Here is a 20,667-nt window from a genome sequence, read left to right on the forward strand (position 1 = left end):
AGGCCGATGAAATCAATCGTCGAACGTCGTCCTGTCGCGGTAACGCTCGGAATCGGTGCCGGTATCGTCGCACTGGCGGTTTTCAGCCGGCTCGTGCTCGAACCACTGTTCCCGCAGTTGACGCAATCCGGGATCGGACTCATCCTGAACTGGCTGTTTGTCGCGTTCAGCATCGGGCTCGTCGCCTGGCTCGGGTGGTGGGGGAAGATACGGCTCACAGCCCGCGTAAACCGTCGGGCATTCGTCTATCTCCTGCCGTTTGCCACGATCGTGTTCCTGCCGGTCGTCTTCGGGATGGCAGTCCCGGAGGTTTCGCTCGTCGAAGGCGAGACCCTTCCTGCCTGGCTGACTGTCGTGCTCATCGTCGTCGGTGTGGCTCTCGGAGCCGCGATATCTGAGGAACTCCTCTACCGCGGGGTACTCCTCCGCGCGCTGGAACCCCGCGGGCGGCTGTTCGCCGGCCTCCTGACGGCGACCCTGTTCGGACTGACCCACGTGTCACAGATCATTCTCGGCGGGCCAGCCATAGAGTGGCTCGTCAGCATCATCCTGATCATTCCGATGGGGATCGGCCTCGCCGCAGTCGCGTTCCGGTTGGAGAGTCTCTGGCCGCTCGTGGTCTGGCATCTCGCCGTCGACGTGACCGCTCTTCACGCAGCCAGTATGCCTACGGGCTACATCGTTGCTCTCGTCGCGCTGACGATCATCATCGGCGTGATGGGCATCTGGCTGCTCCGCAAGGACGATCAGGCCGCTCGCCTCGCGACCGCGCACGACGCTGTAGATACGGCTGTCCAGCCAAAGATACTCTGACGATCCGTTCCGTGATGATCTCTACCCGAGTAGTCTTCTCTTCACTCCACCTGGCTCGTCATTGGCTCCGCTATCACACAACTGATCAAATAAAAATTCGCTGCGAGGTGGCAGCTGGAAAGCGACCGTGTCGGAACCGTCGTTACGCCGCCGGTTCGGCGGCCGGCGTGGTGCCAACGAACTTGTAGACGGCGTAGACGGCCCAGATCAGCAGTCCCAGGATGATGATGTACGACCGGAGCAGGATCGGGATCAGCGCCTCGTGGACGATCTGACCCTCGCCCGACACCGGGTGGGGACTGCCCGCGATGATTTCTATCAGTCCGATCACGACGACACCGAGCACTACGAGCCCGCCGCCGCCGTACATTGCGACCTTGTCGATTGTGTTGAGTTCACTCATACTATCTCACCTCTTAGCCGATCAGGTACCGCAGCCGCGGATGGTTCTTGACGAACTCGGTCCGTGCGAGAATGGCGTCGATGCCGAGGACGCGTCCCGCACCGAGCGTGGCGATCATCGCGAACACCAAAAGACCCATCAGCTCGCCCGTCACGAGGCCGTGGGCCCACCCGCCGGTCTCCCCGTTGATGAAGTAGAAGAACGTCATCAGGAACGCCCCGAAGAACGCGGCCAGACGCGTGAGCGCTCCGAGAACGATCCCGAGGCCGATCAGGGTCTGTCCAACCGGAACCATAATGTTGACCAACGCCAACCCCGCATCCCCCGAGAACAGCGTCACGATGGGAGCGAGGCTGGTCCCGGCTGCTGCGCCGCCGACGAACCAACTGGCGTCAAACGGCCACGCGAGGAACTTATCGAGCCCCGCGTGGAGGAACCACCAGCCCACTGCGAGCCGCATTATCACCAGCCAGTACGCTAGCCACGGCTCCGAGAGGGTGAACGATACGTCGCGCCCCAGCAACTGTGTATCTATATTTGTCGTCATCGTTCCAGTCCCATATTAGATACATCAGTTATTAAAAACTTGATATCGTTTTTATAAAGTGGGAGCCAAACTAGTCGGGGTTATTTAAATAGTAGTGGACATTATCCAAAATACCATTTAAATTATATAATACGGAATACTATTCGCCGATGGTTTGAAGCTCCGATCCCGGACGCGGTCGATCGACACGGACACGACAGTGTCGTTTCCGCCAGAATATCACTTACTGAAACGACGAGACGCTATCGTCCGAGTGATCGATTACCGGCGGCGCTGTCGCGTCGCGTTCGGTCGACGGCCGGTGGTTTTCATTCCTCGTGTTCGACACCGGTGATCTCGAATCGGGCGCCCCCATCCGACGCCTCCGTGATCTCGATTTCCCAGCTGTGACTCTCGACGACCTGCTCGACGATGTTCAGTCCGAATCCCGTCCCGTCCGTGTCTGTCGAGTAGCCCATCTCGAAGACGTCCATCCGCTGTCTTTCGGGGATGCCCGGACCGGTATCTTCGATATAAAATCCGTCGTCGAGGGCGCCGACGACGATCGTTACCGCTCCGTCGTGTTCGTCGGCGTCCCCGTGAGTGTCCGAACGGGGGCTCGTGGAGCTATGCTCCACGGCATTCCGCAACAGATTCTCGAACAGCCGCCGGAGACGGCTCGGATCGGCGCGGATCGTCCGGTTGTCGACGACCCGGAGCTGCGCATCACCAGTCGCGACGCTCTGCCAGCACCGCTTGGCGAACGGCGCCAGTTCGATCCACTCCCGATGGCTATCGTCGTCGCCGTCACGGGCGAGCGTCAGTAGGTCCTCTATAAGATCTTCCATACGCTCGTGAGCCCGTTGGACCTCTGCGAGGTGCTCGGTGTCGCACTCCTCGCAGGCGAGTTCGAGACGTCCTTCCGCCACGTTGAGCGGATTGCGGAGGTCGTGACTGACGACGGACGCGAACTGCTCCAGCCGCTTTTCCCGTTCTTTCCGGTCCGTGATGTCGCGGGCGATACTCAACACGGCTGTTTCCCCCCGATACGAGATGAGCGTCGCGCTGATTTCGACGGGAATCCGCGCGCCGTCTTTCGTCTCGTGGACCGTCTCGAAGACCTGGATCTCGTCGTCGACGATGTCGTCGATGAGGGCCGAAATCTCCTCGCATTCGAGATGGGCGTCGATGTCGTGCGGCCGCATCGACAGCAACTCCGCTCTCGTGTAGCCGGTCCGTTCGACGGCGGCGTCGTTCACCTGGAGAAAGGTCTCGTCGTCGGTATCGATGACCCACGCGGAATCTTCCATCCCGTTGATGAGATCCTCGTACTCCTTTCGGGCCTCTTCGAGGGCGCGTTCGCGTTGCTTCCGCTCTGTGATGTCGCGAGTAACGCTCACCACCCCATCGATGCGGCCGTCCCGCACGAGCGGTGTGAGGCGATACTCGACGAAGGCATCGCCGTAGGCGCCGAACACCGATTCAAGCTCGCCGCGCACCTCGTCGCGGTCGCCGTCGAGGAGTTCATAAAACGGATCACCGTCCGCTCGCGCTCGAACCGTATTCAGGAACGCGCTCGGTTCTCCCACTAGCGCTTCGGGAGCCGTCCCGTACACCTCCGCCAGCCGTTCGTTGACGACCACGTAGTTTCCCGCTTCGTCGTAAATACAGGCGGCTTCCCTCATCGCGTTCACCATCTGCTCGTATCGCCGGAGGTTCGCTTCGCGTTCCTTCGCCTCAGTGATGTCCCGAGAGATGACCATAAATCGGGGCTGGCCGTCGTTTTCGGGGAGCCGGGTGACGTGCACTTCGACGGGAAACCGCTCGCCGTCGGCGCGCCCGAACTCGGTTTCGACCTCGAACCGGTCCCCGGGAGCCATCGTCTGCCACATCTCACGGATTCCCTCGGGATCGAGTTCCCGATCGATCTCCCAGACTTTCTTGCCGACGAGTTCCTCCGGTGGCTGATCGAACACCTCACAGAACCGCCCGTTCACGTCGACGATTGTCCCGTCTTTGTCGTGGATATTGATCATATCCGGGGAGTTCTCGAACAGCGCTTCCAGCCGGGCGGTGGTTCGTTCGAGTTGCTCTTCCCGTTCCTTTCGTTCGGTGATGTCAGTGATGAACCCCTCGAGCGCTTGCAGCGACCCGTCCTCGTAGATCCCCCGACCGCGCTCCCACATCACCTTTGTGTCCCCGGTTTTGGTGATGATCCGATAGGTGATCTCGAACGTTCGGTCGCTATCGAGGGCTTCCTGCACCGCCTCCCACATCGGCTCGCGGTCTTCGGGATGGAGGATCGTCTCACCCCACCGTACCTCGTTTTGCTCTAATGCGTCGGCCGGGTAGCCGGTGAGCGATTCGACGTCGCCCTCGACGGTCTCCATCGGCCACGCCGGGTCGTTCTGACATCGGTAGACCATCCCCGGGAGGGTGTCGATGAGCGTCTCCAGCCGGCGTGTTCGTTCCGAAAGCTTCCGCCGGGACCGGTATGCCTCGACGGCGTTCAGGATCCGGTTTGCGAGGAGTTCGTACTGCTCGGTCCCGCTTCCCTTCTGCAGGTAGTCGGTCACGCCGGCGGAGACGGCGTCGCTTGCGACTTCTTCGGATCCTCTGCCCGTATAGAGGATAAAGGGGAGGTCGCCGTGATTCTCGCGAACCGCCCTGAGGAACTCGATGCCGTTCTCGCCGGGCATCTCGTAGTCGGAGACCACACAGTCGATGTCGTTTTCGGCCAGCAGTTTCCGGCCCTCCGCAGCGTCGCTCGCGATTCGGACCGTGATCCGGTCGGTCTTGCGTTCGAGATACGTGGCCGTCAGCTCCGCGACGCTCGGATCGTCGTCGACGTGCAGCACGTCGACCTCCGACGGATCGCCAGTGGCCGTCATAGTTATATGCTCGTTGGCGCAGCAAGGATGGGACCGGACTTAAGCAGTGGCCCTCGTGGCTCGCTCGAAACGCCTCGATCGGCGTCTTATCGGGCCTTCACTCGCAAAAACCCGTCAGCGACCCGCCTCAGGGTCTATTTCCACTCCGCCGAATCGCTCTTGGATCGGAGTTTCCCCTTCGCCTGCCGGCGCTCGGGCCAGACAGTGAGCGCGATGATGGTGGCGTAGTACGCCCCGACAGCCACGAGGACGATCCGTCCCGGCAGCCCACCGACGGCAGCGGTACCGACGATGCCGACGTCGGTGTCGGCGAACACCGTCAGCCGGACGATCCAGGCGCCGACCAGGACCGTGATCAGCGGGAAGTAGATCCGGCGCAGTCGGCGGGAGATCGCCTCGATCGTCGGCGTCTTTATCACCGGTTTGCGGAGGTCCTCGCTCAACAGTTCTCGCCAGGCGGGCTGTTTTGCCCCCTCAGGATCTAAAGCGTTCGCGAACACGTTCTCTTCGAGCAACCGAACTCTGGATCGCCAGATGTCGTAGATGCGGTAGCGACGCGCCTCGATCCAGAAGAACACCGTCATCATCACCATCCCGACGAGGAGGATGTAGTGTGGCCGCGCGTCGCCGGAAAACGCCCACGTCAGAAGCGTCGCGATCAACACGACAGCCCAGTTCGTCGTTCGATCGATCCGCGTCCGCCACGACGTCGCCCGGCCGAGTTCGCCGCGGTAGACGTGACCTATGAGCGAGAGGAAATCCGAGCGGTCACGCGCTGCTTCGCCGGCGATATCGCGGTCTTCGGGGGATTCCGGGTCGAAATCCGAGGGAACGTCCGACATACTATCCGTACGTGGAGACGACGGGTAAAGCCTCCTCGCCCGTGAGAGTTCTCTCGACTAGTCGGTGAGCGAAACTTGATAGCAGGGTAAACAGGTGGCGGACAACTGGCGAGTCGCGAACTAGCGCCAGCCGGTGCTACGGGAGTTGTGAGCGAAGTTAGGTGGCTGGGGAGTTGCGGCCCCAGTTCCCGGTCGGCCAGCGACCGACAGGGAAGGAGGTGGGCCAACACGGATTTGAACCGTGGACCTCCCGGTTATCAGCCGAGCGCTCAACCTGACTGAGCTATTGGCCCAGGTGAGCGCGTTTATTCGTTGATCGATGAGTAGTTTAAGCGTTTCCTTTCGGTAACGCCGGGGGGCGCAGTCCCCCGATCAGGGGTTGTCCTCGCCGGACCGACCGTACTCCTCGGGATCGAGATTCACCACGTCGTCGTCGCCGGGAAAGCCGCCGACCCAGACGTTGCCCGAGACGAAGCCGCCGGTCCGGCGGTCCAGGTACGGGCCGAGGACGTACCGCTTCAGGAGTTCGCGGATCGGATACCGCGTCACCGGGAGCGCGAGCGCGAAGCCGAGCGCGTCGGTGACGATCCCGGGCGTCAGGAGGAACGCGCCCGCGGCGATCAACAGCCCGCCGTCGAGCAGTTCGTTCGTCGGCACCTCCCCGGTCGCGGCTTTCCGCTGGAGTTTCGCGAGCGTGTGGCGGCCCTCTGCGCGGACGAGCAGCATTCCGACCAGGCCCGTGAGCACTACCAGCAGGACTGTCGGGACGAACCCGATCGCCGAGGCGACCGGGAGCAACAGGAGTGTGTCGGCCAGCGGGATGGCCAAAAGCAGCGCGATGACCCAGCGCGTTCGCATAGCCAGTTGTTCGGGGTCGCCGTTGATAGCCCTTGTGTCACAACCGGGCGCTATGGCGGTGAGCGCTGCCCCAACCACACCTCGAAGGGCGTCACTATCGGACACGACTGTGTCACGAGATTCGCCTCACGGAACGCTCGAGTGACTCGTGTCCGACAGTGTTACCACCGGGCACGCCGGAACGCGAGTATGACCGACGACCGGACACACGTCGAGTGGCGGGAGTGGGGCCCCGCGCCGTTCGAGGAGGCCGAGGCGGCCGACCGGCCCGTCCTCCTCGCGCTGACCGCGACGTGGTGCGACAGCTGTCACGAGATGGACGCCGAGACCTACGGCGAGCCGCGGATCGCCGCCAACGTCAACGACGGGTTCGTTCCCGTCAGAGTCGACGTCGACCGCCGCCCGCGGGTTCGCGAGCGATACAATATGGGCGGCTTTCCCTCGACAGTCTTCTGTACATCATCGGGGAAAGTGATCACGGGTGCGACGTACCTCGGTCCCGACGGAATGCGGCAGGTGCTGAGTTCAGTCCGGGAGGTCTGGGCCGACCGCGGCGACGACGCGGGTCGCGTGCCCCGGGCGCTGACCGGCGATCCGACGCCCGCCGGGCCGGTCGACGACCGGATCGAGGCCCACATCGCGGGCCAACTCGACGAGAAGTGGGACGACCGCTTCGCTGGCTGGGGTGACGGCGCGAAGTTCCCGCTCCCGCGCACGATCGAGTTCGCGCTGAAACGATCGCGCGAGCAGGCGACGGAGACGCTGGGCGTCATCGGGGGAGCACTCTACGACGACGACGTCGGCGGCTTCTACCGCTACGCGGAGGGCAGAGACTGGACCGATCCGCACCGCGAGAAGGTCCTCGACGCCAACGCCGCGCTCGTCCGGGCGTTCGCGAACGGCTACCTCTACACCGGCGACGAGTCGCTGCTCGCTCCCGCCGAGGGAACGCGGGAATTCCTGGTCGACCGCCTCTGGAACGGGTCCGCGTTCGGCGGGAGCGTCGCCCCTGACGATCCGGCGGCTGACGACGATATCGACCCCCGACGTGACCTCACCGCGTACGCGGGCGCGAACGCGATGGCCGCGGATGCCTTGCTAACGCTCGCAGCCTACACCGACGACGAGCAGTCCCGGGAGTACGCCGAGCGGGTGCTCGACACCCTCGCGAGGGACTTCATCGACGAGGACGGCATCGTCTCGCACGCCGCCGATGACGGGGCGCAGGCCCCCGAACTCCTGCTCGAAGACCACGCCCGGGTCGTCGCCGCGATCACGCGCGCCCGACAGGTGCTCGGCACCGAGGCGCTGGGCTCCGGCAGAGATCCGCTCGCGGTCGCCCGCGACGTCGCCGATCAGGCGATCGAGACGCTGCAGGAACCCGACGGCGCGTTCCGCGACGGACCCGCGGAGGGCGTTGGCCTCCTCGATCGCCCGCTGCGACCCCTCGACGGAGCCGTCGAGATCGCCGAGGCCCTCCTCGATCTCTCGGCGCTGCTGGCGGAGACCGCAGACGCGGACGCGAAGGACCAAGGCGACGACAACGCGCCGGCAGGAGAGCGATACGCCGACGCCGCACACGCTGCCATCGCCGCGTTCGCGGGGGCACGCGACCGGATCGGCGTCCAGGTGGCCGGTTACGGTTCGGTTGCAGCGCGGCTGACGCGCCCGGATCTCGTGATCGCCGTCGGCGACGCCGCCGGGACGGACCTTCACCGCGCGGCGCTCCGCGTCGCCGACCACGAGGCCGTGGTGGTCCCGGACGCTCCCGGGGTCGACGATGGCGTCGCCGTGGTCCGCCGTGGCTCGGAGACCCGGGAGTCGACCGCGCCCGAGGCGCTGCTCGATGCGGTCGCGGCCCTCTCCAGTGACGCGTGAGACGCACCGGAGTCGGAGGGAGAGCGCACCGGCACTGTAAACCGTCGGTTAGTTTTTGTTCGTGGCCCAAGAGGTGTCGGTATGGCGAGCCTCAGGGATCTCGGTCTGTCCGAGTACGAAGCCCGCGCGTACCGGTCGTTGCTCCGGACCGGACCGACAACGGCCAAGGAGTTGTCGAAGACGAGTGACGTCCCGATGGGACGGATCTACGACGTCCTCAACGGGCTGGAACAGCACAACCTCGTCAGAAGTCAGACCGCGAGCCGACCGAAGAAGTACGTCGCCGTCGAGCCGGATACGGCGCTCGACCGGCTCCTGGAACGACAGCGGCGGAAGCTCCGGGAACAGGCCGACCAGTACGAGCGCGTCGTCGACGAACTAACCGACGAACTGGGAACTGCCGGGCCGGTCGACGGCGAGTTCTGGACCGCGACAGTCGGCACCGAAGACTCGATCGACCTCCTGGTCGAACGCCTCGCTGCGGCGGAGGAGTCGCTGATCATCGTCGCCGGCGGCGTCTCGCCGCAGTTCGACCTGGGCGCGGTCGGCGAACGCGTCACGGAGGCGCTGGAGGCCGCCCTCGACCGCGGCGTCGACGTCTCCGTGCTGATGGCGCCGGAGCTCGTCGAATCCCTTCCGGCGAGCGTCGGGAGACGCTACACGGAGCAGCTGGTAGACCATCCCGAGTTCTCGGTCCGGACGGCGCCGGGGCTCTCCGGGACTTTCGAACTCGTCGACAACGTGGAGGTGTGTATCGAAGTGCCGAACCCGCTCGACCCGGGTGAACCGTTCGCGATGATCGATCTGAAAGACCCCGAGTTCGCCGGGGATCTCCGCGGGCGGTTCGACCCCCAATGGGAGGAAGCGGAGCCGCTCGCGCGGTCGTCGTTCTCGGGTGAGTGACTGTCGGCCCGGAGCAATCGGCTCAGGCGGGTGACTGTCGGCCCGTAGCTACCGGCTCAGACGCGAATGATCGTCAGCCCGGAGCAATCGGCCCGAGCGAGCGACCGTCGATTACTGGCCGTTCAGTTCGGCGCGCAGTTGTTCGAGCGTAACCTCACGCTCTGCGTGGGCGTTGTGCTGGTGGATCGACTCGTCGTTCGACTGCTTCATCCGCACGACGGCGTCGTCGGCGAGGTGGTCGAACTCGTCGACGACCTGTTCGGCCATCGAGCGGACGCAGTCCTCGACGAACTTCGCGTTCGCGTGCGAGTGGTACGTCATAAAGTCCTCGTCGGGGCGCTTCGCGAGGTTGTAGATCCGGGCGGACATCGAGTCGCGGGCGATCTCGACGATCTCCATCAGGTCGACGTCCGGCGAGCCGTCGGCCGTGACCGTAAGCGTCGCGTGCCCGCGCTGGGAGTGGCCCGGCTGTGGGACCTGTTCGAGGAACTCGTCGATCGTCTCCTCGTCGACGTCGAGATCGTGCATCACTTCACGTGCTCGGGAGGCGGACATCCCCTGCGAGCACGGACAGACCGTCATTCCGACGACCTCGGCGCCGATCTCCTCGCGGGTCCCCTCCTCGGTCGCCGTCGCGCTGGCGACGATGGTGATGGTGCTCTGGGTCGGCAGTTCGCTCGCGGGCGTGTCCTCGCGAACGACGAAGTCCGCCGTCATCCGGACCTCGGCAGTCGAGGTGTACTCGTGTTTCTCAAGTAGCCGTTCGGCGGCGTCGCCACACATATCCTCGACGCGGTACGCCGGCTCCGAAACCGCAGATTCGAGCGTCTCGTCGATGACCTGCATATTCCGGCTCATATCGATCCCCTTCCGGCCGCTCGGCAGATCGACGAACACCTCGAAATCGGCCATCAACACGAGCGGCCGTTTCCCGTCGCGTGCGATCTTGACAAGTTTCTCGACGTCGGTGACACCGACCTGGCTCAGCCCCACCGTCACGTCGGGCTGGCTCGCCTGCACGTCAGGCAGCTGGTGACTCATTGTCATTCCCGAAGGACGCAGTTTGATTAACGCTTTCGTTACCTGAATTCTGCGAGAACTGTCTTTTGAAGGCCTGAAACGCTCAGATTCGAAAGGGCTGTATTTAGCTATCGGCCGATTCCACCTTCGGGAGTTCGACGAAGAAGACGGCTCCCCGCGGGTCGTTGTCCTCGACCCACACGTCGCCGCCGTACGCCTCCACTAACGTTTCGACGAGATAGAGGCCGATCCCGGTACCCGAGCTTTCCAGTCCCTTCTCGCCTTTCCCGAACACTCCCTCTTTCTGTCTGTCGGGAATGCCTGGCCCGTTGTCCGCGATGCTGATGAGTGCCGTCTCCGGCCGTTCCTCGACGGCGACGTCGACTTCAGGGATCGTCGAGTCGTTGTGCTGGATCGCGTTGGTCAGCAGGTTCCGGAAGACGGAGTCGAGCATCTCGTCGGCGACGACCGATATCTCCGGGACCGACCCGGTGACTGTAATGGCCGCGCCGGAGTGCTTCGAGCGGACCTCGTCGAGTTCGCTCTCAAGCGACTGCCAGAGGTCGACGCGGTGCCGGTCTCGGTCTGCGGTCAGCATCACGTCGGCGATATCCCGTGCCGTCCGGGTTAGTTCGACCGCGTGATCGGCGCTCTGTCGGATCGTCTCGACGTATTCCTCTCCTTCTTCGTCGACGTGTTCCCCCAGGAAATCGGTGTACGCGGTCACCAGCTGCAGATCGTTTCGAATGTCGTGACGCAACACCTGATTCAGGATGTCGAGGTTGTCGCGCTGCTCTTTGAGCCGCTGTTCGTACTCCTTCCGCGTGGTGATGTCCTGCAGCACGCCGTCGAAAACGGTTCCCTCCTCGGTATCACGCGCAATCGCGGTGACGGCGGCCCAAAGCTCCTCCCCGGAGAGCGTCCTGAGCTTGAGTTCCGCCTCCGTGACCGCCCCTTCCTCGCGGAGTCGCTCGCTGAACGCCTCCCGCTTCTCAGGATCGACGTAGAGGTCACGCACGGGCTGCTCTCTGAGTTCCGCCTTCGAGTCGGCGTCGAAGATGTCGACCATCGCGTCGTTCAGGAGCGTAAACGTCCCGTCCGACCCTGGCGTGTTCTGGTAGACGCCGATCGGGAGGCTCTCGACCAGGCGCTCGTAGCGTTCCAGTGCCCGCTCGTTTCGTTTCCGGTCGGTGATATTCTGGATGATCTTGTGGACGTGTCGTTCTCCCGAATCGTCCTCCGAAACTGAGGCCGTGACGATCACGTCTCTGACGTCGCCGTCGAGGGTTACCAGCTGCGTTTCCCGGCTCACGTCGTCCGTGTCGCCCTCGCTGAGCTCCTCCAGCAGCTCCGCTCGGTCGCTCGGATCCACGTAGAAGTCGGCGAAGTCATACTCGCACAGCTGGTCGGCGGAGTCCGCCCCCAGACACGACACGAGTGCGGGATTGACGTACTCGAAGGTCCCTTCGGGCGTCAGATCCGTGCGGGCGACGCCGCTCGGGACGGTTTCCAGCAGTTCGTGGGCGAGTTCCAACTCCGCGCGGTCCTGGCGCTGTGCCGTTATGTCCTCCTGAAACCCGACGAAGTTTACCAGCTCGCCCGTCTCGTCGTGGACGGGTGCGATCGTCACGCGGTTCCAGAATTCGCTCCCATCGTTCCGATAGTTGCGGAGTTCGACGGTGACAGGCTCTTCGGCGTCGATCGCCTCCCGCAGTTCGGCCACCCGCGCGGAGTCGGTCTCCGGCCCCTGGAGGAACCGACAGTTGCGGCCCAGTGCCTCTCCCGCCGAGTAGCCAGTCAGGCGCTCGAACTCGTCGTTCACGTACACGAGCGGGTTGTCGGCCTGTGCCGGATCCGTGATCGTGATCCCGATCGGCGCCTCGTCGATCGCGCGGGCCTTCCGCTTGCGGTCCCGCCGCTTCTCGGCCCCTTCTTCGATCTCGGTCACCCTGACGAGGAGCAGGTCGGCCGCCTCGACGGTGATCGACGACAGGCGCAACTCGACAGGGACGGACTCCGCCGCCCGCAACCGGCAGTTAGTGGGTTCATCGTCGGTCGCGGCCGCGTCCAGTCGATCCAGTAGCTCCCCCTCTCCGTCGCGGATCGGCACCACGTGGTCGGTGACGTCCTGGCCGCGACACTCCCCGCCGCCGTGTAACTCCCGATACCGACGGTTGCAGTCCCGGATCGTCCCCGTTTCGGGATCGACGATCGCGAGTCCGTCGGGCGCGTCATCGAACGCGGCCCGATACGCGGCGCGTGGTAGTTCCATACTTCAGGCTACGCCGTCCTGGAATTAAGGGGTTCGGAACGCCCCAACCCTCCCATCGCCGACGAGCCCGGCTCCGACAGCGACGGCGCCGCTACGGCCAGTCGTCGCGTTCTTCGGACTCGAAGGGATCCGCCGCTTCCGACTCCCCGGCCAGTTCCCAGCCGGCGGCGTCGGCGGCGTCTTCGAGCGGGAGATACTCCCATCCCACCGACTCGGCGAGTTCGGCGTCCTCGTCGCTCGTCCCGACGAGGACGTGTCGGTCGGTGTCGAACTGCTCTTTGACGTTCGTGAGACTCTCTGCTACCCCGCGCGGTCCGGAAAAGAAGTCCTGTCGAACTCGGTGTTTCCGGGTGAAGTTCGTGACGACGTAGGTCGGTTTCTCGCTGACGACGCCGACGTATTCGGTCCACTGGCGTGCGTCGTTGAACACTGCGTTCGGATCCGCGAGGCTCTGGAGTGCCTCCAGCTCGAACGCCAGCGTCATATCCGCGTCCCCACCGGGGCCGCCCGACGCAGAGGGCTCGTCGCTCATACCCGCCTGTATCGCTCACTTGCCGAAAACCCCATCGGTCCGGATCGCTCATTCGCCGAACTCCCACAGGTCCGGATCGCTCACTTGCTGAAAACCCCACCAATCCGGATCCTCCCACGGCACCGCAATCGAAGAGCGGTGTCGCGACCGAGACTCAGCCTCAGCGAACCCGGTAGTACTCGGTGAATCGGACGACGTCGCCGCTGTCGAGCCCGTCCATTTCCGGCGAGTGCGCTGATCCGTCGACGGCCGACAGGAACGCGCGCCGATCGTCTGCCGACAGCTGATCGAGATCCCGGACGCGGTCGGTCGGGTCGATAGCCGCCGGGCGACACTCGACGAGCGTCCCCCCGTCGAGCGCCTCCGGACTCCGAAGTGATCGTGACATACGAGAACGAATAACACGGTCGAAAATAAAGGTTGTGGCGAATCGACAGACAGTGTCGGGATCCCCCGGATCTGAGCTGGGATCTCTCAGACGGAATCTATGGAACAGTCGGATCTCCCTGCCGCGAGCCGAGAGCGACGCGACGCTATTCGGCGGCTTCCAGGGAGAGTTCGTCGAGCTCGAAGGTCTCCTGCATCAGAACATCCTTCTGGTCGGCGACGACCCGTCCCTCGCGCATCAGCTTCTTGTACTTCGACTGCGGGGAGAGGTCGCCGATGAGAACGCCGCCGACGATCCGGCCGTCTTTGAACGCCAGCCGACGCCACTCCGTGTCGGAGTACTTCGCTTCGGCCTCGTCGTCGCCGAGCGTCGGGTGACCAAAGGAGAGGAAGGGGAAATCGAAGTGCGTGATCGAGTACGAGGAGACCCACTCGAACGGTTCGGAACCGTAGTCGACCATATTCTGCGCCGCGATCGACCCTTGCTCCTTCGCGGAGCCCCACGCGCCGTTCTGCGCGCGTTCGCCGAGGAGCAGGTCGTTGAACTCCGTGATGTCACCGGCCGCGAACACGTCATCGTGGTTCGTCTGCATATACTCGTCGACGATGATGCCGTCGTCGCACTCGATCGGCGTGTCCTGCATAATTTCGGTGTTGAAGTTCAGGCCGATCGCGATCCCGACGAAGTCCGCGTCGTACTCGTCGCCGTTGGGGTCGACCGCAGTCGTCACGTGGCCGTCGTCGTCGACCTCGAAGTGGTCGACGCCCGACTGGAAGACGGGGTCGACGCCGCGCTCCCGGAGCGCCTCGTGGATAATCTCCGCTCCGTCTTCGGAGAGCGCGTAGCGCCACCAGCAGTCCCCGCGCATCAGATACTTGCCGTCGACGTCCTGTGCGGCGGTGATCGCCGCGAGGTCGATTCCGAGCAGGCCCGCCCCGACGACGACGGAGTTGTCCGCCTGCTCGATGTGGGATTTGATCGCGCGGGCGTCCTGGAACGTCCAGAAGTGATGAACCCCCTCGGCGTCGGAGTTTTCGACGGGGAGCTGTGTCGGGGTTCCACCCATCGCGACGAGCAGTTTGTCCCACGAGAGCACCTCGCCCTCGTGCGTCTCGATGGTGTGGCCCTCGACGTCGATATCGACGACGAGCGTGTTCAAGCGGAGGTCGATGTCCCGGTCGTCGTACCAGGATTCATCGTGGATCGAGATGGGCGCTTCCGGGAGTTTGCCTTTGGCGAACTCCTTGATCAGAATCCGGTTGTACAGGGCTTCGCCCTCGTCCGTAAGCACGGTGATATCGGCGTCGGACTCCTCCTCGCGGAGGGTCTCGGCGGCGGAGCTCCCCGCAACACCGTCGCCGATGATCACGTACGACTGGGTCATATCGATCGATTCGGGTTCGGGGTTAATGTGGATTGCTATACGTTCGGCTGGACGTGCGTGTAATTATTACACATACCGCTACCGGGATCTGCCACCACAGCCCCGACCAGTGCGGTTCCCCCGGACGATCACGGCTCACATCCCCGGTCCGTACGACAGTCTTACTCCAGTTTGCCGAGCGCCTCGAAGAAATCGGTGGCCGGGCCGGCCATCCGTACCGGCTCATTAGCGAGCTCGACGGTTATCGACGCCGGCGGCTCCAGATACTCGCGGATGCGACCGTCGACGACGACGACCGCTTCCGGGGTTTCCTCGACCGTGAGCGAGACCGTCACGTCACGGTCGACGACGAGGGGTGGCATCCCCTCCCCGGCGGCCATTTCGGTGACGACGAACCCCGAGACGCCCGGGTGGATCAGCGGGCCGTCCTCGCTGAGGTTGTACGCGGTGCTGCCAGTGGGTGTCGAAATCAACACGCCATCGGCGTGAGCGTCAGCGTACGTCGAGTCGTCGATCCGCACCTCGATCGACGCGCCGCCGCCGGGGCCACGCTGGGCGCCCTGAATCACGACTTCGTTGATCGCGGGCGGGAGTGACCAGCCGTCGCCCCGCACCCCGAGCCGCGGCATCGTCCGCGTCGGCACCCGGCCGTCGGTCCGGAAGCGCTCTACCTCCCTGAGAACGGTCTCGACGGCCTCGTCAGGAGCGACAGCGTTGAGAAAGCCGACTTCGCCGAGGTTGACGCCGATGATGGGTGTTGTCCGGGCACCGTGGGCCGCAAAGAGAAACGTTCCGTCACCGCCGATGCTCACCACGAGGTCCGCTGCGTCGAACTCGTCGACGGAGCGGCCCGGGACGCCGAGTTCGGCAGCCGTCGCCGCGTCGAGCCATACCGTGACGTCCTCGGCACGGAGCTGGTCTCTCAGCCGCTCTGCGAGGCTCGCGGTCCGGTCGTTGCCCCACTGTGCGACGATGGCCACCTTCATCTGTCGACGGATTCACCGCGCCGCGCAAAAAGGGCTCCGTCACGGGGCGGCGACTCCTGACCGACACGGGCAACATTCAAAGCCTCGCCTCCCGTCGGGTAGGCCAAGGGAGATGGTCCAGATCCGGAAGCGCCTGGGGGGGCGGAGTCGAATGCCGGTGCTGTCCCTCGAACCGAGAGGCGGGTGAAAAGCGTGAGTGACGACGATGACTGGTTCGAGCGGGCGCTTCGGGAGGAAGACGATGCCGACGCCGCCGACGAATCTGCAGCCACCGACGAAAGCGCAGCCACGGACACGACTGCGGATGCCAGGGATACACCGGACAGCGATGAGGCCGCAGCCACCGACGAATCTGCAGCCACCGACGAAAGCGCAGCCACGGACACGACTGCGGATGCCAGGGAGACACCGGACAGGGACGAGGCCGCAGACGCCGGCGAATTCGCGGACGCGGAGGCCGATGACAGGGGCGCTGGCCCATCCGCCGGAGGCGATACCACGGCGAACGCCGGTAGCGCCGACGCGGAGAGGCCCGAACTGGACGCCCGTAGCGAGGCTGGCGCCGACGACACCGAGAGCCCCTTCGAGGAGGACTTCGGCTCTGCACTCGCGGACGCTCCGGACCCGGGGGTCCCCGGAAACTCGGGCGACCCCGACCGGACGGTAGTTGGCTCGTCCGGCGGGGCCGACACCGCGGGGCCGGGAGGCGAACAGCCGTTCGATCTCTCCGGCAGCGACGACGACTTCGGCTTCGCCGACTTCGGGGATTCGGGAGCCGAGGACTTCGAGGAGGCGGAGTTCGACTCCGATCTCGATCGGATCGACATCGGGATCGACGGTCTCGATCAGATGATCCTCGGCGGTGTCCCGATTCGCTCGCTGATGGTGGCGATCGGTTCCGCCGGGACCGGGAAGACGACGTTCGGGCTCCAGTTTCTGAACCACGGGCTCGAAAACGGCGAGAATGCGGTCTACATCACCCTCGAAGAGAGCAAAGACCGGATCGTCGGAACCGCCGAGGAGAAGGGCTGGGAGTTCGAGAAGTACGTCGAGGAGAACCGACTGGCCGTCGTCGACATCGACCCCGTCGAGATGGCAAACAGCCTCGACAGCATTCAGAACGACCTGCCCGGCCTGATCGAGGAGTTCGGAGCCGATCGACTGGTGCTCGACTCCGTCTCGCTGCTCGAGATGATGTACGAGAGCGCGCCAAAACGCCGGAGCCAGGTGTTCGGGTTCACTCGGTCGCTGAAGAACGCCGGAATCACCACGCTTCTGACGTCCGAGGCGAGCAAATCGAACTCCTACGTCTCCCGCTTCGGGATCGTCGAATACCTCGCCGACGCGGTGTTCGTGCTGCAGTACGTCCGCCCGAACGACTTCCGGGAGACGCGACTCGCAATCGAGATTCAGAAGATCCGGGACGCGAACCACTCCCGGGAGACCAAGCCCTACGAACTCACCGAAGATGGAATCAGCGTCTACCGGCAGGCGAACATCTTTTGATACGGGTCACGCACCCGAGCGCACGCTGTCTGTGCGATTGCGCGAGCGAAGGCTCGCAAACGCTACTACGGTAACGGGCCGAAGAGGTCAGGAACGCACGATATCCCCCAACCCGGTATAAGTGGGTTAAACGCTTAAGATACAGAACAATACGGGTACGGGTCCTCTGTTCCGTATATGGCACAGCGGAACCACACCGGCGACCGAGCCAGAGCGACTGAATCGAAATTCTACCTCCCCGCCGGGGTCGGCCCGTCGTCTATAAGCAGCCGGTTCGAGGGTATCTGGGCGACGCTATTCAACCATCAGGTCGGACCGCGGAAGTAGATTCTAATGTCGGAAGACCAACAGCATCCGAACCATCCCAGTGTCGACCAATCGAATCGGACCGTTCCCAGAAACCTCCGTCAGACAGGCGACGCCGACGTTGATCTCCTGATCTCCACCCGGGTTCGGAAGTCACCGTTTTGGCACCTCTCCGTCGAGGAGGGGTGTCGGCAGGCGACGGTCTACAACGATATGTACCACCCTCGCGGGTACATCGACCCCGAAGAGGGAGGACTGGAAGCCGAGTACGAACACCTGGTCAACGACGTCACGCTGATGGACGTCGCGGTCGAGCGGCAGATTCGTGTCGCGGGGCCTGATGCCGAGGCGTTCGTCAACTGCGTCATCACGCGGGATGCGACCGACATCGAGACGATGCGAGGCAAGTACGCCATCTGCTGCAATCAAGAGGGCGGGATCCTCAACGACTTCGTCCTGTTGCGACCCGACGACGACGAGTTCTGGTTTTCCATCGCCGACTCCGACCTGCTGCAGTGGCTGCAGGGGGTCGCATTCGGAACTGACTTCGAGGTCGACATCGACGAAATCGACGTCTCGCCGATGCAGATTCAGGGTCCGAAATCGCTCGACGTGATGGAGTCGCTCATCGGTGACGCGGTCGAGGACGTTCCGTACTACGGACTGCTGGAAGCGACGGTCGCCGGTGTCCCGGTGTTGGTGAGTCAGACGGGCTTCTCCGGAGAGGCAGGATTCGAGATATACGTCCGCGAGGCGTCGAAGAACGCCGAAGCAGTGTGGAATCCGGTACTCGAAACGGTCAAAGCCCACGGCGGTGCCGCGACAGCGATATCCCACCAACGACGTATCGCTGCCGGAATCCTGTCGTTGGGGCAGGATATGGACCACGAGACGTCGCCGTTCCAGGTCAATCTCGGCTATCAGGTTCCCGACGACAAGGACGCGGACTACGTCGGCAAAGCGGAACTGGAACGCCAGAAGGAGGCTATCGAGAACGGTGAATTCCCGTTTACGCACAAACTGGTCGGCCTGAAGATAGCCGGCGAACCGATCCGGGACTACCCACCGGACTTCTGGCTCGTCTCGGACCCGGAGACGGGCGAGGAATGTGGCTACCTGACGTCGGCGTGGTGGAATCCGGAACTTGAGACCAACATCGGGCTCGGATACGTGCCAGCGGCGAAACTGCAGGCCGCGACCGACGTTCCGCTCGACGACTCGATTTACGACGCGGATGTAGACGTGGAGTTCGAGGTACACCTCCCGGACGAATACGCTGAGGAACCCGGAGAACCCGTATACGCGACGGTGGCGACGGTTCCGTTCAAAGAGTCGGTCAATCCCAGCGCTCGCGAACAGGCCAAGATTCACGCCAGAGACGATATGGACGAGTGAGACTGATCACACTCACTGTTTCCCGCCGAGCGCCGTCGAAGGGGGTTGGGATCGTGGAGCAGAGCCGAGAGTCATCAGTATGAGAGCCGTTGCTCCGAAGGCGGGCGGTGACGGTCTCGGCGGAGCAGTACTCCAAGATGCGACTCGTATCCACGACTCACGACCAACCGACTCAGTTAAGCCACTACACGGCCATCGTTACAACCCCGGTCGCGAGTATCGCTATATAGATTTTCACCAGACAACGCCCGATTGGATGGTTTTCTGTACTAGCACTCCCACCCGACAAAACAATGAGCGACATTAAGGCAGATGTCAGAGCCAAACATCCGGATATAGTGCTCACAGGGGCCGTTACTCACGACCGAAGCTCGAAGGTCACGTCGGTCTCGGAGGCCGGAACTGACCCAACGTCGGGAAAGTTCTTCTATCGTATCGAATCAGCTGATTTCGACCGGTTCGAAGACGGATTACGGAACGATCGGACCGTCGGTGCATTCGAACGAGTCATCGAGACCAGAGACGAGGAGGCGATCTACAGCTTCGAGTATACGGACGAAGCGAAGGTCCTCTCACCGGTGGTTTCGGCCGCGAACGGTGTCATCCTCGATATGAAGAACGACGAGAGTGCCTGGATCCTGACGATATGGATGCCCGAACGAACGGATCTGGTCCACCTCTGGGACTACGCACAACAGAACGACATCGATATCGACTTACTGCGCGTCAACGAATACGACGGCCTGGGTAATACGGACGCTGGGTTGACCGATAGCCAACGGGAAGCACTCCTCGTCGCATTCGAGACAGGGTACTTCGAGGAACCACGGAACGCAACGCTCGGCGAACTCGCCGCTGAGTTGGACATCTCACAACCTGCAGCCAGCGGTCTCCTCCGACGTGGAATCAAGCGACTCATCACCTCGTCCCTGCTGGATGACAGCGAAAAGCGGGATTGATCGAGGCTACTCGGTGCAGTACTGACGATGAGCCCCTCCGGGCCGCACTCTCCGGACGGATGATTCGTCCTCCGCTGGCGTGAAACTACCGCCTTCTGACGGACTCTCCGACGCTCTCAATACAGGAGTTCGGCGTCGTCTTCGATCATATACAGCGTCCGCGCGGCGATGTTGACCGCGTGGTCGCCGACGCGTTCGAGATCGCGGATCGTGAGTAACAGCCTGGAGATATCCCCCATATACGCCTCCGCGTCGGCGGTCCGCTCGCCGAACGGGTCGCCCTCGATGAGGTCGCGGACGACCGTCGCGCTCGCGGCCTCACACATCGCGTCGACCTCGTCGTCGTGCTCGGCGACCGCATAGCACGCTTCCACGTCCTCGTCGGCGTAGGCGGCCATCGCGGATTCGAGCATCTCCAGGGTCTCGACGCCGATCTGCTGGACGTCGACCTCCGGGAAGACGTCCCGGTCGGCGTCTTCGGCGTACTGCGCGAGGTTCACCGCGAGGTCGCCGATGCGTTCGAGATCGGTGATGAGTTTGAACGACGCCGCAATAAAGCGGAGGTCGGAAGCGACCGGTTGCTGTAGCGCGATCAGATCGACGCACTCGGCTTCGAGATCGAGGTACATCTGATTGACCTCGTCGTCGCCCTCGACGACCTCTCGGGCGACCTCGCTGTCCTTCTGTTCGAGCGCATCGAGGCCCAAGCGGAGCCGCTCGGCGACGACCTCGCTCATATAGAGAACGTCGTCTCGGAGGCTCGCGAGCGACTCCTGGTACTCCTCTCTGGGCATAATTACCGGAT

At 63.6% G+C, this 20,667-nt stretch carries 18 protein-coding genes and 1 tRNA gene; 6 read left to right on the forward strand and 13 right to left on the reverse strand.

The window, feature by feature from the left end:
* Positions 1-6 precede the first annotated feature (6 nt).
* Positions 7-813, forward strand: a complete 807-nt coding sequence (locus tag RJT37_RS17935; protein ID WP_313686621.1) for a CPBP family intramembrane glutamic endopeptidase — start codon at positions 7-9, stop codon at positions 811-813.
* Positions 814-955: 142 nt separating this feature from the next.
* On the opposite strand, the gene RJT37_RS17940 is transcribed toward RJT37_RS17935, so the two are convergent.
* The 6 genes from RJT37_RS17940 to RJT37_RS17965 form a co-directional block, all read right to left on the reverse strand.
* A complete protein-coding gene (locus RJT37_RS17940; protein WP_313686623.1) occupies positions 956-1,216 on the reverse strand; it encodes a hypothetical protein in 261 nt (86 codons plus the stop codon).
* Positions 1,217-1,229: 13 nt separating this feature from the next.
* The gene (locus tag RJT37_RS17945; protein WP_313686625.1) at positions 1,230-1,763 is read right to left on the reverse strand and encodes a DoxX family protein; all 534 of its coding nucleotides are present in this window, start codon (positions 1,761-1,763) and stop codon (positions 1,230-1,232) included.
* A 308-nt stretch (positions 1,764-2,071) separates the two neighbouring features.
* Positions 2,072-4,633 carry a PAS domain S-box protein gene (locus RJT37_RS17950; RefSeq protein ID WP_313686627.1) on the reverse strand — a complete coding sequence of 854 codons (2,562 nt, stop codon included), beginning with the start codon at positions 4,631-4,633 and terminating at the stop codon, positions 2,072-2,074.
* 134 nt (positions 4,634-4,767) lie between these two features.
* The gene (locus RJT37_RS17955; RefSeq protein ID WP_313686628.1) at positions 4,768-5,475 is read right to left on the reverse strand and encodes a DUF2270 domain-containing protein; all 708 of its coding nucleotides are present in this window, start codon (positions 5,473-5,475) and stop codon (positions 4,768-4,770) included.
* Between the two features lie 219 nt (positions 5,476-5,694).
* Positions 5,695-5,768 (reverse strand) — tRNA-Ile (locus tag RJT37_RS17960).
* 79 nt (positions 5,769-5,847) lie between these two features.
* Entirely contained in the window at positions 5,848-6,333 is a 486-nt protein-coding gene (locus RJT37_RS17965; RefSeq protein WP_313686630.1) for an FxsA family protein, read from the reverse strand.
* A gap of 189 nt (positions 6,334-6,522) precedes the next feature.
* Here RJT37_RS17965 and RJT37_RS17970 point away from each other — a divergent pair, with 189 nt between their 5' ends.
* On the forward strand, positions 6,523-8,211 hold the full coding sequence (locus RJT37_RS17970) for a DUF255 domain-containing protein (protein WP_313686632.1): 1,689 nt from the start codon (positions 6,523-6,525) through the stop codon (positions 8,209-8,211).
* An 81-nt stretch (positions 8,212-8,292) separates the two neighbouring features.
* A complete protein-coding gene (locus RJT37_RS17975; protein ID WP_313686634.1) occupies positions 8,293-9,114 on the forward strand; it encodes a TrmB family transcriptional regulator in 822 nt (273 codons plus the stop codon).
* 111 nt (positions 9,115-9,225) lie between these two features.
* On the opposite strand, the gene mptA is transcribed toward RJT37_RS17975, so the two are convergent.
* From mptA to RJT37_RS18005, 6 genes are all read right to left on the reverse strand, one after another.
* Positions 9,226-10,155 carry a GTP cyclohydrolase MptA gene (gene mptA, locus RJT37_RS17980; RefSeq protein WP_313686635.1) on the reverse strand — a complete coding sequence of 310 codons (930 nt, stop codon included), beginning with the start codon at positions 10,153-10,155 and terminating at the stop codon, positions 9,226-9,228.
* A 103-nt stretch (positions 10,156-10,258) separates the two neighbouring features.
* Positions 10,259-12,406, reverse strand: a complete 2,148-nt coding sequence (locus tag RJT37_RS17985) for a PAS domain S-box protein (RefSeq protein WP_313686637.1) — start codon at positions 12,404-12,406, stop codon at positions 10,259-10,261.
* A 91-nt stretch (positions 12,407-12,497) separates the two neighbouring features.
* Positions 12,498-12,890, reverse strand: coding sequence for a DUF7124 domain-containing protein (locus tag RJT37_RS17990; protein ID WP_313690040.1), 393 nt, complete (start codon positions 12,888-12,890; stop codon positions 12,498-12,500).
* Positions 12,891-13,098: 208 nt separating this feature from the next.
* Entirely contained in the window at positions 13,099-13,326 is a 228-nt protein-coding gene (locus tag RJT37_RS17995; RefSeq protein WP_313686639.1) for a DUF7979 domain-containing protein, read from the reverse strand.
* A gap of 145 nt (positions 13,327-13,471) precedes the next feature.
* On the reverse strand, positions 13,472-14,710 hold the full coding sequence (locus tag RJT37_RS18000; protein WP_313686641.1) for an NAD(P)/FAD-dependent oxidoreductase: 1,239 nt from the start codon (positions 14,708-14,710) through the stop codon (positions 13,472-13,474).
* A 161-nt stretch (positions 14,711-14,871) separates the two neighbouring features.
* Positions 14,872-15,696, reverse strand: coding sequence for an NAD(+)/NADH kinase (locus tag RJT37_RS18005; RefSeq protein ID WP_313686643.1), 825 nt, complete (start codon positions 15,694-15,696; stop codon positions 14,872-14,874).
* Positions 15,697-15,888: 192 nt separating this feature from the next.
* On the opposite strand from RJT37_RS18005, the gene RJT37_RS18010 reads away from it, so the two are divergent.
* The 3 genes from RJT37_RS18010 to RJT37_RS18020 all read left to right on the forward strand — a co-directional run bounded on the left by RJT37_RS18010 (position 15,889) and on the right by RJT37_RS18020 (position 19,862).
* On the forward strand, positions 15,889-17,202 hold the full coding sequence (locus RJT37_RS18010; protein ID WP_313686644.1) for a KaiC domain-containing protein: 1,314 nt from the start codon (positions 15,889-15,891) through the stop codon (positions 17,200-17,202).
* 333 nt (positions 17,203-17,535) lie between these two features.
* The gene (locus RJT37_RS18015; protein ID WP_313686646.1) at positions 17,536-18,903 is read left to right on the forward strand and encodes a glycine cleavage T C-terminal barrel domain-containing protein; all 1,368 of its coding nucleotides are present in this window, start codon (positions 17,536-17,538) and stop codon (positions 18,901-18,903) included.
* 293 nt (positions 18,904-19,196) lie between these two features.
* Positions 19,197-19,862 carry a helix-turn-helix domain-containing protein gene (locus RJT37_RS18020; RefSeq protein WP_313686647.1) on the forward strand — a complete coding sequence of 222 codons (666 nt, stop codon included), beginning with the start codon at positions 19,197-19,199 and terminating at the stop codon, positions 19,860-19,862.
* A 116-nt stretch (positions 19,863-19,978) separates the two neighbouring features.
* Here RJT37_RS18020 and phoU read toward each other — a convergent pair whose 3' ends face one another.
* The gene (phoU, locus tag RJT37_RS18025; RefSeq protein ID WP_313686648.1) at positions 19,979-20,656 is read right to left on the reverse strand and encodes a phosphate signaling complex protein PhoU; all 678 of its coding nucleotides are present in this window, start codon (positions 20,654-20,656) and stop codon (positions 19,979-19,981) included.
* Positions 20,657-20,667 lie beyond the last annotated feature (11 nt).

The organism is Halobellus marinus (assembly GCF_032113415.1).
GTDB classification, from domain to species: Archaea; Halobacteriota; Halobacteria; order Halobacteriales; family Haloferacaceae; genus Haloquadratum; species Haloquadratum marinus.

Bases quoted from the DNA above. Each gene is read 5' to 3' on its own strand.
- RJT37_RS17935 (WP_313686621.1), top strand. From the start codon at position 7: ATGAAATCAATCGTCGAACGTCGTCCTGTCGCGGTAACGCTCGGAATC.
- RJT37_RS17940 (WP_313686623.1), bottom strand. From the start codon at position 1,216: ATGAGTGAACTCAACACAATCGACAAGGTCGCAATGTACGGCGGCGGC.
- RJT37_RS17945 (WP_313686625.1), bottom strand. From the start codon at position 1,763: ATGACGACAAATATAGATACACAGTTGCTGGGGCGCGACGTATCGTTC.
- RJT37_RS17950 (WP_313686627.1), bottom strand. From the start codon at position 4,633: ATGACGGCCACTGGCGATCCGTCGGAGGTCGACGTGCTGCACGTCGAC.
- RJT37_RS17955 (WP_313686628.1), bottom strand. From the start codon at position 5,475: ATGTCGGACGTTCCCTCGGATTTCGACCCGGAATCCCCCGAAGACCGC.
- RJT37_RS17965 (WP_313686630.1), bottom strand. From the start codon at position 6,333: ATGCGAACGCGCTGGGTCATCGCGCTGCTTTTGGCCATCCCGCTGGCC.
- RJT37_RS17970 (WP_313686632.1), top strand. From the start codon at position 6,523: ATGACCGACGACCGGACACACGTCGAGTGGCGGGAGTGGGGCCCCGCG.
- RJT37_RS17975 (WP_313686634.1), top strand. From the start codon at position 8,293: ATGGCGAGCCTCAGGGATCTCGGTCTGTCCGAGTACGAAGCCCGCGCG.
- mptA (WP_313686635.1), bottom strand. From the start codon at position 10,155: ATGAGTCACCAGCTGCCTGACGTGCAGGCGAGCCAGCCCGACGTGACG.
- RJT37_RS17985 (WP_313686637.1), bottom strand. From the start codon at position 12,406: ATGGAACTACCACGCGCCGCGTATCGGGCCGCGTTCGATGACGCGCCC.
- RJT37_RS17990 (WP_313690040.1), bottom strand. From the start codon at position 12,890: ATGACGCTGGCGTTCGAGCTGGAGGCACTCCAGAGCCTCGCGGATCCG.
- RJT37_RS17995 (WP_313686639.1), bottom strand. From the start codon at position 13,326: ATGTCACGATCACTTCGGAGTCCGGAGGCGCTCGACGGGGGGACGCTC.
- RJT37_RS18000 (WP_313686641.1), bottom strand. From the start codon at position 14,710: ATGACCCAGTCGTACGTGATCATCGGCGACGGTGTTGCGGGGAGCTCC.
- RJT37_RS18005 (WP_313686643.1), bottom strand. From the start codon at position 15,696: ATGAAGGTGGCCATCGTCGCACAGTGGGGCAACGACCGGACCGCGAGC.
- RJT37_RS18015 (WP_313686646.1), top strand. From the start codon at position 17,536: ATGTCGGAAGACCAACAGCATCCGAACCATCCCAGTGTCGACCAATCG.
- RJT37_RS18020 (WP_313686647.1), top strand. From the start codon at position 19,197: ATGAGCGACATTAAGGCAGATGTCAGAGCCAAACATCCGGATATAGTG.
- phoU (WP_313686648.1), bottom strand. From the start codon at position 20,656: ATGCCCAGAGAGGAGTACCAGGAGTCGCTCGCGAGCCTCCGAGACGAC.